12 protein-coding genes are annotated in these 15,283 nt (G+C 62.1%); 7 read left to right on the top strand and 5 right to left on the bottom strand.

Annotation, left to right across the window (positions count from 1 at the left end; translation table 11 throughout):
- Window positions 1-2 precede the first annotated feature (2 nt).
- The 3 genes from ACQY7R_RS01290 to ACQY7R_RS01280 all read left to right on the top strand — a co-directional run bounded on the left by ACQY7R_RS01290 (window position 3) and on the right by ACQY7R_RS01280 (window position 3,282).
- Complete coding sequence (locus tag ACQY7R_RS01290) at window positions 3-554, top strand: DUF1697 domain-containing protein (protein WP_428303791.1); 552 nt, start codon at window positions 3-5, stop codon at window positions 552-554.
- A 180-nt stretch (window positions 555-734) separates the two neighbouring features.
- Window positions 735-2,102, top strand: a complete 1,368-nt coding sequence (locus ACQY7R_RS01285) for a dockerin type I domain-containing protein (RefSeq protein WP_428303790.1) — start codon at window positions 735-737, stop codon at window positions 2,100-2,102.
- Between the two features lie 82 nt (window positions 2,103-2,184).
- Window positions 2,185-3,282 (top strand): NADH:flavin oxidoreductase/NADH oxidase, encoded by a 1,098-nt coding sequence (locus ACQY7R_RS01280; RefSeq protein WP_428303789.1) that lies wholly within the window; start codon window positions 2,185-2,187, stop codon window positions 3,280-3,282.
- Window positions 3,283-3,364: 82 nt separating this feature from the next.
- On the opposite strand, the gene ACQY7R_RS01275 is transcribed toward ACQY7R_RS01280, so the two are convergent.
- From ACQY7R_RS01275 to ACQY7R_RS01265, 3 genes are all read right to left on the bottom strand, one after another.
- Complete coding sequence (locus tag ACQY7R_RS01275) at window positions 3,365-4,756, bottom strand: DUF1254 domain-containing protein (RefSeq protein WP_428303788.1); 1,392 nt, start codon at window positions 4,754-4,756, stop codon at window positions 3,365-3,367.
- Window positions 4,757-4,972: 216 nt separating this feature from the next.
- Window positions 4,973-7,348 (bottom strand): arylsulfatase, encoded by a 2,376-nt coding sequence (locus tag ACQY7R_RS01270; RefSeq protein WP_428303787.1) that lies wholly within the window; start codon window positions 7,346-7,348, stop codon window positions 4,973-4,975.
- A gap of 122 nt (window positions 7,349-7,470) precedes the next feature.
- On the bottom strand, window positions 7,471-9,141 hold the full coding sequence (locus ACQY7R_RS01265) for an arylsulfatase (protein WP_428303786.1): 1,671 nt from the start codon (window positions 9,139-9,141) through the stop codon (window positions 7,471-7,473).
- 285 nt (window positions 9,142-9,426) lie between these two features.
- Between ACQY7R_RS01265 and ACQY7R_RS01260 the strand changes: the two genes are divergently transcribed.
- The 4 genes from ACQY7R_RS01260 to ACQY7R_RS01245 all read left to right on the top strand — a co-directional run bounded on the left by ACQY7R_RS01260 (window position 9,427) and on the right by ACQY7R_RS01245 (window position 14,058).
- A complete protein-coding gene (locus ACQY7R_RS01260; RefSeq protein ID WP_428303785.1) occupies window positions 9,427-10,512 on the top strand; it encodes a linear amide C-N hydrolase in 1,086 nt (361 codons plus the stop codon).
- 153 nt (window positions 10,513-10,665) lie between these two features.
- On the top strand, window positions 10,666-11,382 hold the full coding sequence (locus tag ACQY7R_RS01255) for a YMGG-like glycine zipper-containing protein (RefSeq protein ID WP_428303784.1): 717 nt from the start codon (window positions 10,666-10,668) through the stop codon (window positions 11,380-11,382).
- An 83-nt stretch (window positions 11,383-11,465) separates the two neighbouring features.
- Window positions 11,466-12,278: a transporter gene (locus tag ACQY7R_RS01250; protein WP_428303783.1), complete on the top strand. Its 813-nt coding sequence runs from the start codon at window positions 11,466-11,468 to the stop codon at window positions 12,276-12,278.
- Window positions 12,279-12,459: 181 nt separating this feature from the next.
- Window positions 12,460-14,058: an arylsulfatase gene (locus tag ACQY7R_RS01245; protein WP_428303782.1), complete on the top strand. Its 1,599-nt coding sequence runs from the start codon at window positions 12,460-12,462 to the stop codon at window positions 14,056-14,058.
- Between the two features lie 334 nt (window positions 14,059-14,392).
- On the opposite strand, the gene ACQY7R_RS01240 is transcribed toward ACQY7R_RS01245, so the two are convergent.
- Window positions 14,393-14,881, bottom strand: a complete 489-nt coding sequence (locus ACQY7R_RS01240) for an ATP-grasp domain-containing protein (protein WP_428303781.1) — start codon at window positions 14,879-14,881, stop codon at window positions 14,393-14,395.
- Window positions 14,882-14,974: 93 nt separating this feature from the next.
- Window positions 14,975-15,244: a hypothetical protein gene (locus ACQY7R_RS01235; RefSeq protein WP_428303780.1), complete on the bottom strand. Its 270-nt coding sequence runs from the start codon at window positions 15,242-15,244 to the stop codon at window positions 14,975-14,977.
- Between the last annotated feature and the right edge of the window lie 39 nt (window positions 15,245-15,283).

Here is a 15,283-nt window from a genome sequence, read left to right as displayed (position 1 = left end):
ACATGCAGACGTACATCGCTCTCCTCCGCGCCATCAATGTCGGCGGCAATTCCAAGATTGCCATGGCCGACCTCAAGGCGATGCTCGTCGACCTGGGCGTCGACGCCCCGCAGACGCTGCTCCAGACAGGCAACGTCGTGTTCCAAACGGCGAAGTCGACCTGCGACAAGCTTGAAGCCAAGCTTGAGCAGGCCCTCGCCGAGCGATTCGAGCTGACGACCGACGTCTTCGTGCGTACGGCCGAGGAGTGGCGCCACGCGATCGCAGCCAATCCATTCGCCAAAGAGGCGGCGAACGATCCAAGCCATCTGCTCATCATGCCGTTGAAAAAGGCGCCGACGAAACAGCAGGTGGAAGATCTCCAAACCGCGATCCATGGCCGCGAGTTCGTCGCGGCAGTCGGCCGAGAACTTTTCATCGTCTACCCCGACGGCATCGGCCGTTCGAAGCTCACAAATAAGCTGATCGAGACGCGGTTGGCGGCGCGCGGCACGGGGCGAAATTGGAATACGGCGCTTAAGCTGGAGCAGTTGGCTGAGTCGGTCAGCGGCTGATTCGGTTCGCCGCTATTTGAAGGACAGGGGGTTGCCTCCGTCGCGCGCGAGGCGACAATTCTGCCACTTTCCCCAGGCCGCGACGCACCTGTGCGCGAGTCGAGGGTTACACTGTTATCGGCTGCTCAGTTCCACTGGCAGCCAAAATCGCGTCAGGCGGCGCCACTCGAAGAAACCACCATGCTGTCACGCCGACTACGCGCTCTCGCCGTTTCGCTTGCCCCGTTCGCTGCGGCTTGTTCGCCAGCGATAGCCGCCGAAGATCCCAACGGCATCTACATTCTCAGCACCGCGGTGAACAATCCCAACACGCCGCAAGACGATCGGCTGGGGAACATCCGCGACTACGATTTCGTCTCGGGCTACACGCTGCGGCTGTTTTGGAACGACCTCGAAACGTCGCCGGGCGTTTACAACTTCAACGTCATCAACGAGGCCGTCAATCTGCTGGCGCCCCTCAACCAAGGGTTGAGTCTTGAGATTTTCACCGGCGAAGAGCCGCAGTACGTCCTCGACGGCGCAGCGGCCAAGTACACCGATCATCGCGGCGGGCTGAACCCCGTGCCGTGGGACGCCTTCGCCCAGTCGCGACATGCGGCGCTATATTCAGCGCTCGGCGACTACGTCGTCACGGCCGGCGGTTCCACGCACGCGCTGCGGGACGATCCGACGCTCCGCTCGATCGACGCGGCGCCGGTCGGGCTGAACTTCGGCGTCCGCGATCTCAACGGCGCCATTCGCGCGCATCCCGACTACACCCAACAGCGTTACGTCGATAGCGTTGCAGCGGGAGTCGCCACAGCAGCCGCGGCGTTTCCGCACGATCAAAACTTCCTCGCCTTCTTCGCGTTCAACGATAGCCAGCCCGGCTTGCCGGTCGACGAGCAACTGATCGCGCGGCTCGCCCCCCTCTACAACGGCCCCGGCCAGCCGGGCCTCGCGTTCTTCATCGAGAACCTTTCCGACGACGGCCCGCTGCCGCAACCGAACGGCATGGGCGCCGGCAACAATCTGCTCGATTGGTCGAACCTCGGCGGCCCCTCAATGATCCAGACGCTCGACTCGTGGCTTGTCCACCGCCCGGAGCGTGACGCACAACTTGACAGCCGCAACCCGGCCACCGGCATCGAACTCGCTTACAACGCGTATCGTACTAGGTTCTTTGAACTCTACGTCGCCGACATCGATGGCGCGATGAACGGAGCCCTCGACGCCGCGGGGCAGCCAATCATTGACGACCTGCGGGCATGGCATTCGATCCTCACGCAAGCGGCGGTCAGCGCCGACTTCGACGGCAACGGCGTCGTCGACGCGGCCGACCTCGCCATTTGGAAGCAAGGGTTTGGCAATCCCGGCAGCACGCTCCCCGAACAGGGCGACGCCAACGGGGACGGCATCGTCGACGGCGCCGACTTTTTAGATTGGCAACGACAGGCGGGGGGCGGCAATGCCGCGCTGGCAGCCGTTGCAGTTCCCGAGCCCGCAGCGATGATGCTGGCGCTAATCGCCGCCGGCTGCATGTTGCGAATGCAACGGCGGCTAGCCTGAGCGGTCGCTACATTCTACGATCACCCGGTACGCGAGATCTTTTGCTGGGGTGAGAAATCCCGAACTCACATGAAGGGCGCCGATGGCCGGCATTTTTGAAACGTTTCAACTGAAGGGCGTTACGCTCCGCAATCGCACGGTCGTGTCGCCGATGTGCCAGTACATGGCTCACGATGGCGAGATGAACGATTGGCACCGCGTTCATTACCCGTCGTTCGCCCGTGGCGGCGCCGGCCTGGTGATCGTCGAAGCGACGGCCGTCTCGCCGGAAGGCCGCATCACGTGGGCCGATTCTGGATTGTGGAACGACCGGCAGGCCGAACTATTCGCGCCGATCGTCAGTAGCGTGAAGCAGTGGGGCGCGGCGGCGGGTATTCAAATCGCGCACGCTGGCCGCAAAGCGGCGACGAATCGTCCGTGGGAAGGGGACGATCAGATTCCGCTCGGCGAGCCGAACTCGTGGGAAGCGATCGCTCCGTCGGCGCTCGCGTTCGGCAGCCCCGGCATGATGCGGGCGCCGCGCGAGATGACGCTCGAAGACATTGCTCGCGTGCAGGCCGACACCGTCGCCACCGCCGTGCGAGCCCGCGACGTCGGCTTCGACTGGCTGCAACTCCACATGGCTCACGGTTACCTCGCGCAGAATTTCTTCTCGCCGATCTCCAACCACCGCACCGATCGCTACGGCGGGAGCGCCGAGAATCGTGCGCGTTACTTGCTGGAAACCTTCACCGCCGTGCGCAAAGTCTGGCCGGAGAACCGGCCGCTGCAGGTACGACTCGGCTGCATAGAATTCCACGGCGACGACGAGGCGATGCTTGGCGAGAGCATCGCGCTGTTGCAACAGATGCAGCGCGAAGGGCTGGATTCGGTCGACGTTTCGATCGGTTTTAATACGCCGGAAGCGAAGATTCCCTGGGGCGCCAACTTCATGGGCGACGTCGCCGCACGCGTGCGCCGCGCGACGGGTCTGCCCACGACAACGAGTTGGTACGTCTCCGATCCGAAAGAAGCCGACGCGCTGGTCCGCGAGGAGAAGATCGACCTCGTGACGCTCGGCCGCCCCTTCCTGGCCAATCCCCACTGGCCGTACCGCGCCGCGAAGGAACTCGGCATGGAGTACGCCGCGTGGTCGACGCTGCCGGCGGCCTACGCCCATTGGTTGGCGCGGTATCGCTAACGGCATTTGCGCGTCGGGTGCCCTGCGCTGTGCGTCCGATTTGCCGCGCGACGTGTGACGCTAGATTAGTGGGCGATAGCTCTCACTTCTGCAGTTCGATCTTCGGCGGCGTCCACGAACCGTCGAGCACCGCCAGTTGCGGCCAGTACGCCCGAATGAACAGCGAAAAGTCGGCGTCTTTCGGCGTCGGCAGCCAGTTCGCTTCGTGCTCAGCGCCCGGCGACTCGCTCTGCACATAGAGCGTTAGCGATCCATCGGCATTTTCTTTCAGCGTCTTCGCGTTCTTGGTTCCCAGCGAATAGCGATTGAGCGCGTTGGGCGAGAAGAGGTGCTTGTCGTTGTAGACGGTGAGCGACCAGAAGCCGCTCACCGGCGGCGTTTGGCCCTTCGGGAACGTCACCGTGTACTTATTCGCGCTATTCAGCCGCGCTCCGGTCGAATCGTAATCGGCGTAAATATACCGCGTGGTGCTCGGCGCGTTGTCGTACATGTTCGACCGCGCCGTGGCCGCACGCGAGAGGTAGTCAACGCCCCACGCCGCGCCGTTGGAAGGAGAATTCCAACCATTCCCCACCGGTCGGCCATTGTTGTGAAATTCAAACAGCGGTTTGATGAGCGACTCTTCCGCGTCGATCGCCGTCTGCGTGAGGATCGCTTTGATCTTCGGATCCTTCGCCGCCGCATCGAGCACCGCTTGGAATTGGGCGTAGAGCGATTCCTCGCCCGGCAGCGGCGGGATCTCCTTCATGACTTGCGGAAGTTCATCGAAGAACTTCTCGGGGATTACCCACTTCGTTTCGCCCGAGCCTGCTCCGGCGGGCGACGGGAATGCCGGCGTCTTGTGCCAATCCTTCGTCTTCATCGTGCCGTCGAACTCGCTGAGCGGGTAGACGACAATCTGGCTGAGCAGCGGCTGGATCGCCGCCTTATCGGCGGGATCGTCGCTCTGGAAGACGCGAGGAAAAATCACGGCTAAGTCTGTCGACGAACGATAGACCTCCGTCACGCCGTCTGGTTTCTTGCCCTGCCATTCGGGGCCGACGATCAAATAGAACCCAGGCTTCGTACCATTCTGCTGGCCCATGTTGCAGAAGGCGTTGGTACGAGCGTCGCACAGTTGGTACGTCCAGAATCGATCGCCGAAATCAGGCACCTGCAAGATGACGGGCTTGGAGTTCAAACGCTGGTAGCCCGCGCCGTAGACTGTGTCCTGGTTGGGGCAGGTGACGAACCGCTCTTCGGCGTCGATGTAATCGGTCAGCATCGAAATCTGCCCCGGCGGAGAGACCGGCACGATGCCGCCCATTCGCCCCGGCTCGGGAAGATTTTTGATCGCCTCCGAGCGGTTGTAGTTGTTCACCAACGGCCAGCCCCAGAGGTAGGCCATTCGGCCGACCGTCTCGACGTATTCCTTCGTCATCACGGTGCCGGCCGGAGTACCGGGAACCTCGGCGGCGGATTCGGGCGGGGGCACTTGGTCCGCACGTACGTCAATCAGAGTCGTCCCCAACAATGCGAAGCACCATTGGCAGCGGATGAACGTTCGCGCCAAGCGACTAGCCAACGTGTTTCGCGCATCGCTGGATCGTAAGTGACGCATCAAACCGACCTCCCCGATGTTACTATTTGCCGACTGTCGCTCCGGTGGCGACGCCAACTCCATGGACGCATTCACGGAACACTCCACGGCCTACTCAAGATCAACCGTCACGCTTTCAATCTCGCCGTTGAACGCAAACGGCGGCTTGTAGTCGAAGGAAACCGCGGAGCCGACGTCCATGCCGACGTCGAGGCCCTCGCTGATCGACATCTGAATCGGAATCGTCCGCTCCAAGCGACCTTCGGCGATCTTCTTTCCGTTGACTGACAGCGTGACCGTGCCCCCCTGGCCCATGTCGGCGTAGTTCTGCGGGTTCGGCTTGCCGTCGTACTTGAACTCAGCGACCAGCGTCGCCTTCCCTTTCGGTAACGGTTCGTCGGCCGCGAGCGCCGTCCGATCGCCGGCGAGGAAGTTGTAGACGAACGTCGGCTTGCCCTCTTTCAGATAAAGGCCATAGCCCCCTTCGAGTCCGCCTTGCGTGACGATCATTCCCTCGGCCTTTTCGGGCACGTCGATCTTCGCCGTCACCTTCCAAGACTTGTTCAGCATCGGCGGCGAAGCGGCGTCGGGCAGGCCGACCGTTCCCGGGTAATAAGTGATGTGGTTGCGTCCCCGCACCAGGCTGGGGCGTCCCATCGCCTCGGCGTTCATCCGAATCGTGCCGCGCCAATCGAGCGGCAGCACATTGTGCTCGGCCGCCTCGACCCACCACAGGTCTTGCAACTCGCGGAGCTTTGCCGGCTCCTTCGCGGCCAGATCCTCGGCCTGTGAGAAATCTTCGTCAACGTGATAGAGTTCCCACTTCTGCTTGTCGGGATCAAATCCCTCGCGGGTCGCTTGCCACGGCGGGAACGATACGGCCGACGCCATCCATCCCTCGTGGTAGATGCCGCGATTGAGCGCCATTTCAAAATACTGAGTCGTGCGTTGCTCCTTCGCCTTCGCGTCGTCGAACGCCGCGGCAAAGCTCATGCCTTCGATTGGCTTCTGCTCGATGCCGTTCAGCTCCGTCGGCGCCGTGATGCCACAGACCTCGTAGATGGTCGGCACGACGTCGATCGTATGAATGAACTGCGAACGCAGCCCTCCCTGATCCTTAATTTTCGCTGGCCACGAGATGATCATCGGATTGCGCGTCCCGCCGAAGTGGGACGCCACCTGCTTCGTCCACTGAAACGGCGTGTTCATCGCGTGGGCCCAGGCGCTCGGGAAGTGATTGAAATGCTTCGGCCCGCCGAGTTCGTCGATTGCCTTGATGTTGTCTTGCCACTTTTCCGCAAATCCGTTGAAGAACATGTTTTCGCTGAGCGAGCCTTCGATGCCTCCCTCGGCGCTCGAACCATTGTCGCCGGCGATGTAGATGATCACCGTGTTGTCGGCGTCGGGCAGGGCTTTTATCGCTTCGACGATGCGGCCCATCTCGTGATCGCAGTGAGCGCCGTAGGCGCAAAAGACTTCCATCATCCGCGCGTAGAGCCGCTTCTGATCGGCGTTGAGCGACTCCCACGCCGGCAGGCCGTCGGGCCGCGCCGTCAGTTCCGCATTCGCCGGGATGACGCCAAGCTTCTTCTGCCGCGCGAACGTTTCCTTGCGGTACTCATCCCAGCCGTTATCGAACTTCCCCTTAAACTTCGCGATCCAATCTTTGGGCGCCTGGTGCGGCGCATGCGTCGCCCCCGGCGCCACGTAGAGGAAAAACGGCTTGTCGGGCGAGATGCTTTTTGCCTTGCGCAGCCACGCAATCGAGTGGTCGGCCAGGTCTTCGGTGAGATGATAGTTCGGATCCTCCGATGCTGGCACGAGATTGCGATTCTCGTACAGCACCGGGTTCCAATGGTTCATGTCGCCGGCGTTGAACCCATAGAAATAGTCGAACCCCAGCCCATTCGCCCAACGATCGAACGGCCCCGCGTCGCTCAGTTCCCACGTCGGCGTGTTGTGATTCTTGCCGATCCACGCCGTGTTGTAGCCATTCTGCCGCAGCACCTCGCCCACCGTGCCGCAGCTGCGCGGCAAGATGCAGGTGTAGCCGTCGTAGCCGGTGGCGAGTTCGGTGATTCCCGCGAACGCCGCCGAGTGATGGTTGCGGCCGGTGATCAGCGCCGCCCGCGTCGGGCTGCAAAGCGCGGTGGTGTGGAAGCGATTGAATCGCAACCCTTCCTTCGCCAGTCGATCCATCGTCGGCGAGGGGACGCCGCCGCCGAACGTGTTGAACTGCCCAAAGCCGGCGTCGTCGAGCAAGATGAGCACGACGTTCGGCGCCCCCTTTGGCGCTTTTACGGGCTGCGGGAATTGGGCGGGATCGGAATCAAGGTAAGTGCGGCCGACATTGCCGGGGAAATGGAAGTCGGGTCGCGGGAGCACCGCGGGCGTTGGTTCGGCCGCGAGCGCAACGTCCGCGACGCTCGCCAAACAGATCGAAAGGAGGCACGAGAGTTTCAACGCACGACGAAGTCGCTGGAACATGACGGTTCTCCGGCGCAGTGACAAGGGACGAGCCCGGGGTGATGGCTGCAGAGTCGCTAAGAAACGCAGCAACGACCAAGGACTGCTGAAGCAGCCCTTGGTCGTTGCGCATGACCTCGCGATTACTTCTGAGGCGCTTCCCCTTCCTTCAACATCGGAAACGCCGCTTCAATCTTCTTCTTCGCTTTGATCTCCCGCAGCGTCTCGTCAAGGATCGTCGCCGGATTGAAGCTGGGCGGCGTCGAGCGCGGCGGGAATTCTTCGAACGTCTCCGCAAACACGAAGACGTCGTTCATCACGCCATACATCATTTGGACGTGATTCATCTGCCAGTCCCAGAACGTGTTCGACGTGATGTCGGCCCGTTCGTAGGGGTCTTGGAACAAATTAAAGATCTTCTGCAGCCGCAGCTTTGTGAACGGCTCGGCCCAGACTTGCATCGTGCCGGGCGAGCGTTGTTCTTCGAAGACGTACTTGTAGTCGCCTTGCCGATAGCCGACGAGTTCGCCGTCATCGTCGCTGTAGAAGAAATCGTTGCGGGCGCTCTTGGCGCCGTTGTTCTTGCCCGCCGTACCCTCGACCGACGTGAGGAACTTCGACTGATCGTGCCCGTCGAGGTGAACCTTATAATCCTTGCCGTTGGCCTTGTAGCCTTGCTTCAGCTTGTCGACGATCGCCGGCTCGCCCGCGATCGAGCAGAGCGTCGGCGCCCAGTCGTTGTGACTCATCAGCTCGTTGGTGATGGTTCCCGGCTTGATCTTCCCTGGCCACCGCACCAGGCACGGCACGCGGAAGGCCCCCTCCCAGTTAGTATTCTTCTCCGAACGAAACGGCGTCATCGCCCCGTCAGGCCAGGTGTTCATGTGGGGGCCGTTGTCGCTTGAGTAAACGACGATCGTGTTGTCGGCGATCCCCATGTCATCGAGCGCCTTGAGGATCGAGCCGATCGTCTCGTCATGCTCGATCATGCCGTCGACGTACTCGCTGTCGCCATGCGTGTAGCGGCCGCGATGCTCGGGCCGCACATGGGTCCGCAAGTGCATCCGCGTCGAGTTGAACCAGCAGAAGAACGGCTTGCCTGCGTCGTGTTGCCGCTTCATGTAGTCGATCGCCGCCGCCGAAGTTTCGTCGTCGATCGTCTCCATCCGCTTCTTCGTGAGGGCGCCGGTGTCTTCGATCTTCTGCTTACCAATCTTGCCGAACCGGGGGTCAACGGTCGGATCGTCGACGTCGGTCGCCGTGCACTTCAGCACGCCGCGCGGGCCGTACTTCTTCAGGTACGCCGGATCCTTCGGGTAGTCGGGCAACTCTGGCTCTTCCTCGGCGTTGAGGTGGTAGAGGTTGCCGAAGAACTCGTCAAAGCCGTTCACCGTCGGCAGCGATTCATTGCGATCGCCGACATGGTTCTTGCCGAACTGGCCGGTCGCGTAGCCGAGATTCTTCAGCAACCCGCCAATGCTGGGATCGAGCTGATTCATTCCCATCGGAGCGCCTGGGAAGCCGACTTTCGTCAGTCCTGAACGCAATCCATGCTGGCCGGTGAGAAACGCCGCGCGGCCGGCGGTGCACGATTGCTCGCCGTAGTAATGGAGGAACCGCAGCCCCTCGTTCGCCAAGCGATCGATGTTCGGCGTCTCGTAGCCCATGACGCCGTCGCTGTAGGCGCTGACGTTGGCGATGCCGATGTCGTCGCCGAAAATAACCAGAATGTTCGGCTTCTCATCGGCCGCTTGAACCTGGGCGACGCTCGCCGCCGCCAACAACAGACACGCACGCCACGCGAGAGCGTTCATCGTAGCCTCCGAAGATGTTCGTTGTGCAGAAAAGCGATTCGCGCGGGCTTCAGCTCGGCGAAATCGACCATCGGCGCCCGCGGCAAGTATAGCTTGCTACGATCGGCAAAGTCCACAATTCCCGCATGATCGACCGCAATTGCGGCGAACGGTGCGGCGCGAATTGCCCGTTCTACACGCAGCGCCGATCGCAGCGGAAAACCGCCCTCGCATCGAAACCTATAGTAATGACGAACGCCGACGCTCTCATGTCTCGGCGACTTCCGTTTGCACTGCGAGGTGACGATGCGCTCACGATTCTCTGTCAGCCTGTTGGCGACCTTACTCATCGCCGGCGGATTCCTCGCGGTGACGCGACTCGACGCCTGCTCACGGGCCGTCTACCTCGGCCCGAACCACACAATCATCACCGTTCGCAGCATGGACTGGGTGAGCAACATCGGCACGAACCTGTGGGTGATGCCCCGCGGCATCGCTCGCGACGGCGCCGCCGGTGCCAACTCGATGAAGTGGACCTCCAAGTACGGCAGCGTCATTGGCTCCGCCTTCGACGCCGCCACCTGCGACGGCATGAACGAGCAAGGCCTCGTGACGAACCTGCTCTACCTCGCCGAATCCGAGTACCCAACGCCCAAGCCCAACGACCCGCGCCGCACGATGTCGATCTCCGCGTGGGCGCAATACGTGCTCGACAACTATTCGACGGTCGCCGAAGCAGTCGAGGCCCTCAGCAAAGAAGAGTTCTACGTCGTCCCGGTCGAAACGCCCGATGGGCACGCCGGCACGGTCCACCTTGCCATCTCCGACCCGACCGGCGACTCGGCGATCTTCGAGTACGTCGACGGCCAGCTCGTCATCCACCACGGCCGCGAGTACCAGGTGATGACCAACTCGCCGATCTACTCACAGCAACTCGCGCTCGACGCCTACTGGCAACAAATCGGCGGCACGACGATGCTGCCGGGCACGAACCGCGCTTCCGACCGCTTCGTGCGGGCTTCGTTCTACATCAACGCCGTTCCGCAAACCGACAAAATTGAAGAAGCGATCGCGAGCGCGTTCAGCGTCATCCGCAACGTTTCGGTGCCGCTCGGCATCTCGACGCCGGGACAACCGAACATTTCGTCGACGCTGTGGCGCACCCTCTCCGACCACAAGAACCGCCGCTACTTTTTCGAATCGACCAGCAGCCCAAGCATTTTTTGGGTCGACCTGGCTGACCTTGATCTCAAGGTAGGGGCGCCGGTGAAGAAGCTGACCGTCAACGACGGTGCGATTTTCTCTGGCGACGCGGCCGACGAGTTCAAGCCGACGCCGGCGTTCAAGTTCCTGCCGGCCGTCCCGCCGGCTGCGAGCGAGGCGAAGAAATAGCCTCCTTCTCGCTGCCTACGCGACAGCAGCTAGCATCGACGGCGCCGCCGCGGCTCCACTTGATGTTGTGGCCCCGGCCAATGGTCGATACATCACTCTAGCGGCGTTCCACTCGCACGGAATCGCCGCCCACCCCGTGATGGCTAGACCGCAATGACTTTCGCACCACTCGCCCGCCTAGCGTCGCATCGTCGCACTGCGCGCACGCTGCTCGGCTTGCTCCACCTCGGCGGCGGCCTCGCCGCGATCGCTGCCGCCACGCCGGCTGTCGCTCAGCAATACTATTATCAACCGGCGCCAAGCTACTACCGCAACGACACCGTCGGCGGCGCCGTCGTGGGCGGCGGACTCGGCGCCGTGACCGGAGCGCTCATCGGCGGCCGCGACCAGCGCGGCGAAGGCGCTCTCATCGGCGCCGGCGTCGGAGCGCTTACCGGCGGACTTATCGGCAACTCGGTCGACCAAGCCGATCGCCGCGCGACGGCCACAGGAGTCGCCGTCGCCAATCAAGCGAACGCACAAGTCGCCGCCCAAGCGGTCACCAGTTTCGACCTCGTCGAAATGACCCGCGCCGGCGTGAGCGAAGACCTCATCATTAGCACCATGCGCAGCCGCGGCAGCCGACTCGATCTCAGCCCCAACGGCCTGATCGCGCTCAAGCAAAGCGGCGTGAGCGATCGCGTCGTCATGGCGGCTCAATCGTCAGCCCCCAGCGGCTACGCTCCCGCGTACGTCGCCGCGGCCCCGGCTGGGGTGATCGCCCCGCGCCCAGTGGTGTACGTAGAACCAGCTCCGGTGATCCATTATTACTCTGGCCCGAGTTGGGGATATCACTATCATTATCACGGTCATCACCGCGGGCATTGGTAGGCAGGAACCCGATTGGATAGGCGTGGCTGCCTGTAGGTTCCTCCCACCGGCGCCCGCAGCCATCTAGTCGAAGCGTGTTCTTGATGCGTCACTTTCTTCCGCTGCTGCTGGCCGCACTCCTGAGCCTCGCGGCGTCGTCGGTGGCATTAGCGCAAGATGGCGAAGAACTTCCGCTTGAGACCGACCGCGATTCATTCACGCCGGCGACGACCACCGCCGGCGCTGGTCGGGTGATCATCGAATCAGGGTACTCGTTCATCGACAATCGCTCGGTCCCCGAGACGCACAGCTTCCCCGAACTGATCACGCGCTACGGCGTCACGGAGTGGCTTGAAATTCGCCTCGGCTCAAACTACGAAGTCGGCGGAGCGTCGAACGCGATCTCCGGCGGCGCGGGCGGCGGCGACGACGATTTTGAGTCCGCCGAAGTCGAAGCCGAAGCGAAAGTGATCTACGGCATGAAGGCGGCGCTCTCCGAGCAAAATGGCTGGATGCCACGCAGCGTCGCCATTTTGCAAGCCGCCACTCCGACCAGTGGAAACGAATCGGCCACCCACTTCATCGGGACATATGCCTGGGGGTGGGACGTCGACCGCGTCTTGCTGTTGGATTCAGCCATCAGGTATAGCGACGCCGGCGCCATGGGCGAATCGTTCGACCGCTGGGCGCCCTCGACGGTGCTCAAATGCAACATCGACGGGCAGTGGAACGCTCACCTCGAATACTTCGGCATCTACACCGACGGCCGCGCCGAGGAACTCAGTCAGTCGTACGTCAGCCCCGGCGTCCATTACCTCATCACGCCCGACTTTGAAGTCGGCGTTCGCGTCGGCTGGGGCCTCGGCGACGACGCGGCCAACTTCTTCTCCAACGTCGGCGTCGGCGTTCGTTACTAGCCTGCTACGGCCAAATCGCTTAGCGGCCCCGCTCTGCACAATTGCCCGTGCATGAGGGCTATCCCCCACAAAGTACAGGATTCTCATTGCTTCTTCGATCGGAGTAGGCCACCCTTAATGGGAAGCACTACGCGCTGTAACTCCCTCTACTCTCACCCCTCTGATCGAAAGGAGCCGCGATATGACCAGTCCATATCGTTGCTTGATCGCCGCCGCCATTCTCTGCGGCCATCTCGTCGCCAGCCAGCAGGCATCTGCGCAAGACGCGGCCGCCAAAAAGCCGAACATCCTCGTCATCTGGGGCGACGATATCGGCACTTGGAACATCAGCCACAACAGTCGCGGCATGATGGGCTACAAAACCCCCAACATCGATCGCTTGGCTAGCGAAGGCCTCGCGTTCACCGACTACTACGCGCAACAGTCGTGCACCGCCGGCCGCGCCGCCTTCATCAGCGGCAGCGTCCCCGTACGATCGGGCATGACCAAAGTCGGCATGCCGGGCGCGAAAGAGGGCTGGCAGAAATCCGACGTGACGATGGCCACGGTTCTCAAGAGCCAAGGCTACGCCACCGGCCAGTTCGGCAAGAACCACCAAGGCGACCGCGACGAACACCTGCCGACGATGCACGGCTTCGACGAGTTCCTCGGCAGCCTGTACCACCTCAACGCCGAGGAAGAACCGGAGAATCGCGACTATCCCCGCGACATGAAGTTGCCCAATGGCAAAACGTTTCTCGAGCAGTTCGGCCCGCGCGGCATTATCAAGTCGAAGGCGGACGGCAAGGGCGGCCAGACCGTCGAGAGTCTCGGTGCGCTGACCAAGAAGCGGATGGAAACGATCGACGACGAAACTGTCGCTGCTGCAAAGGAGTTCATCACTCGCCAGGCGAAGGCTGGCAAGCCCTTCTTCTGCTGGTGGAACGGTACGCGGATGCATTTCCGCACGCACGTGAAGCCCGAGCACAAGAATCTGGCTGGTCCCAACTCCGACGAGTACAGCGATGGCATGGTCGAACACGACCTCCACGTGGGCGAACTGCTCAAGCTGATCGATGAGCTGGGCCTCGCCGACAACACGATCGTGCAGTACTCAACCGACAACGGCCCCCACTACAACACGTGGCCCGACGCCGGCACGACGCCTTTCCGCAGCGAAAAGAATTCCAACTGGGAAGGGGGCTTCCGCGTTCCGTGCTTCGTTCGCTGGCCGAACCATTTCCCTGCCGGAGAGACGTTGAACGGCATTGTGGCGCACGAAGATTGGCTGCCCACGTTCGCCGCCGCCGCAGGGGCCCCGAATATCAAGGAAAAGCTGCTCAAGGGGGGCGTCGAACTCAACGGACGCACCTACAAGAACCACCTCGACGGCTACAACCAGCTCGACTACCTCAGCGGCAAGGCGAAGGACTCGCCCCGCAAGGAGTTCATCTATGTGGGCGACGACGGCGCCGTGATGGCGATCCGCGTGGGCGACTGGAAGGCGATTTACCTCGAACAACGGGCCGAGCAACTGCAAATCTGGCGCGAGCCGCTCACCCACTTGCGTCTGCCGTTGCTTTTCAATTTGCGGCGCGATCCGTTCGAGAAATCGCAACACAACTCAAACACGTATCACGACTGGATGCTCGACCGGGCGTACGTCCTGGTGCCCCTCCAAGCGGTGGCCAGCGAGTTTCTCGTCAGCATGAGAGAATTCCCCCCCAGCCAGACGCCGGGCGACTGGAGTCTCGAATCGCTGGAGAAGCAGATTAAGAACATGACCGCCGGCGGCGAGTGACCGTACCGCAACCATGCAAGGGAGGCCGTCGTCAATGACGGCCTCCTTTTTTAATTGAGTTGATAATCGATAAGGATTATTTTACTAGCCTTTATTGCCGGTGCGAGGCTCACGCCGCCCGCCTTCGCCCCCTTTTCGCGAGGGAGAAGAGCTGGTGGCGCGGGCAGCATGTACGCGACGTGGCTGGCGGTCTAATGGTGACGCGGCGAACGCAGCCTCACGGCTCAGCGATTTCCAGCTCAAGCGAGCAATCCTCATGCAGAGGCTCGGCAAGCTCCTGCAGCCGCTCGGCGGTGACTAATTCCGCTTGCAGCGCCCGCTGCCGCTAGCGTGCTTAGTCGGCGGCCTTTCTAGCAAGTCGAATCACCTCGTGCCACATTCCCAGTGGAGAGACGCCGGCGTAGCCGCTCTCCTGGCCATCGTTGCACTCAATAACGATCCACTCGCCTTCGATCGTTTGCGCCATGTCGACAACCAGAAACGGGCAATCAATACGCTCTGCAGCCGGCCGCGCAACGGCGAGGCATTCTTGTCGCTCCCGTTCAGTCCAGGAGTATCGCGTTGCCTGCGACCAGTATGGCCCGGCGCCGACGAGTTGCTTCCGCCACCAGAAGGTTCGGAACTCAAATGAAGGCGATATCTTGATGGCGCCGTCGCAGGGTACGCTCCGCAAACGCACGAACTCACGGACGACGCACTGCTGCCAGTTCAGAATGCCGTCTCGACGATAGTCCTCGACCAAGCGTGCATACTCCGTCGGATTGCGCGCTATGCATTTTTGCGGATCGTGGCGGCTGGTCTGGCGCGCGCCCTTCACGAACACAGGCCAGCCCAGCCTATCCGCAAACGCATCCGCCGGCGGCGGCGCATCAAACCAAGCCGACTCCGGCGTCGACTCCTCAACGAACGGGTACCATTACGGCAACTCGCTGCCGTTGCGATGTTGCCTCGGCGAATTAATCAGTTTAACACCATACGATGTTAGTCCCGCGAAGAGCGCGTCGTAGTCAGCCGGGGCGCCGACGCGCGCAATCGCAGTCACGTCGCCTGGCGAGGCCCACGGACGCCGGCAGGCAAACGTAGAATCAAAAGGGAAATCGTAGGCAGCGTTGCCGGTCTGCTTCGAGAGCAGCCAGAACTCTTCCTCAACAAGCGTCAAATCGCAGCCTTCCGGTAAACGATGCATCATTGCTCGCCCTTGGTGTCCGTTGCCTACCGGCGTCGG

Source organism: Lacipirellula sp. (assembly GCF_965279485.1).
GTDB lineage: Bacteria > Planctomycetota > Planctomycetia > Pirellulales > Lacipirellulaceae > Lacipirellula.
The sequence above is the reverse complement of the archived record's forward strand: the minus strand, read 5'-3'. Positions and strand labels throughout refer to the sequence as shown.

Coding starts and splice junctions, on each gene's coding strand:
- ACQY7R_RS01290 (WP_428303791.1), top strand. CDS start 3: ATGCAGACGTACATCGCTCTCCTCCGCGCCATCAATGTCGGCGGCAAT.
- ACQY7R_RS01285 (WP_428303790.1), top strand. CDS start 735: ATGCTGTCACGCCGACTACGCGCTCTCGCCGTTTCGCTTGCCCCGTTC.
- ACQY7R_RS01280 (WP_428303789.1), top strand. CDS start 2,185: ATGGCCGGCATTTTTGAAACGTTTCAACTGAAGGGCGTTACGCTCCGC.
- ACQY7R_RS01270 (WP_428303787.1), bottom strand. CDS start 7,348: ATGTTCCAGCGACTTCGTCGTGCGTTGAAACTCTCGTGCCTCCTTTCG.
- ACQY7R_RS01265 (WP_428303786.1), bottom strand. CDS start 9,141: ATGAACGCTCTCGCGTGGCGTGCGTGTCTGTTGTTGGCGGCGGCGAGC.
- ACQY7R_RS01260 (WP_428303785.1), top strand. CDS start 9,427: ATGCGCTCACGATTCTCTGTCAGCCTGTTGGCGACCTTACTCATCGCC.
- ACQY7R_RS01255 (WP_428303784.1), top strand. CDS start 10,666: ATGACTTTCGCACCACTCGCCCGCCTAGCGTCGCATCGTCGCACTGCG.
- ACQY7R_RS01250 (WP_428303783.1), top strand. CDS start 11,466: ATGCGTCACTTTCTTCCGCTGCTGCTGGCCGCACTCCTGAGCCTCGCG.
- ACQY7R_RS01245 (WP_428303782.1), top strand. CDS start 12,460: ATGACCAGTCCATATCGTTGCTTGATCGCCGCCGCCATTCTCTGCGGC.
- ACQY7R_RS01235 (WP_428303780.1), bottom strand. CDS start 15,244: ATGCATCGTTTACCGGAAGGCTGCGATTTGACGCTTGTTGAGGAAGAG.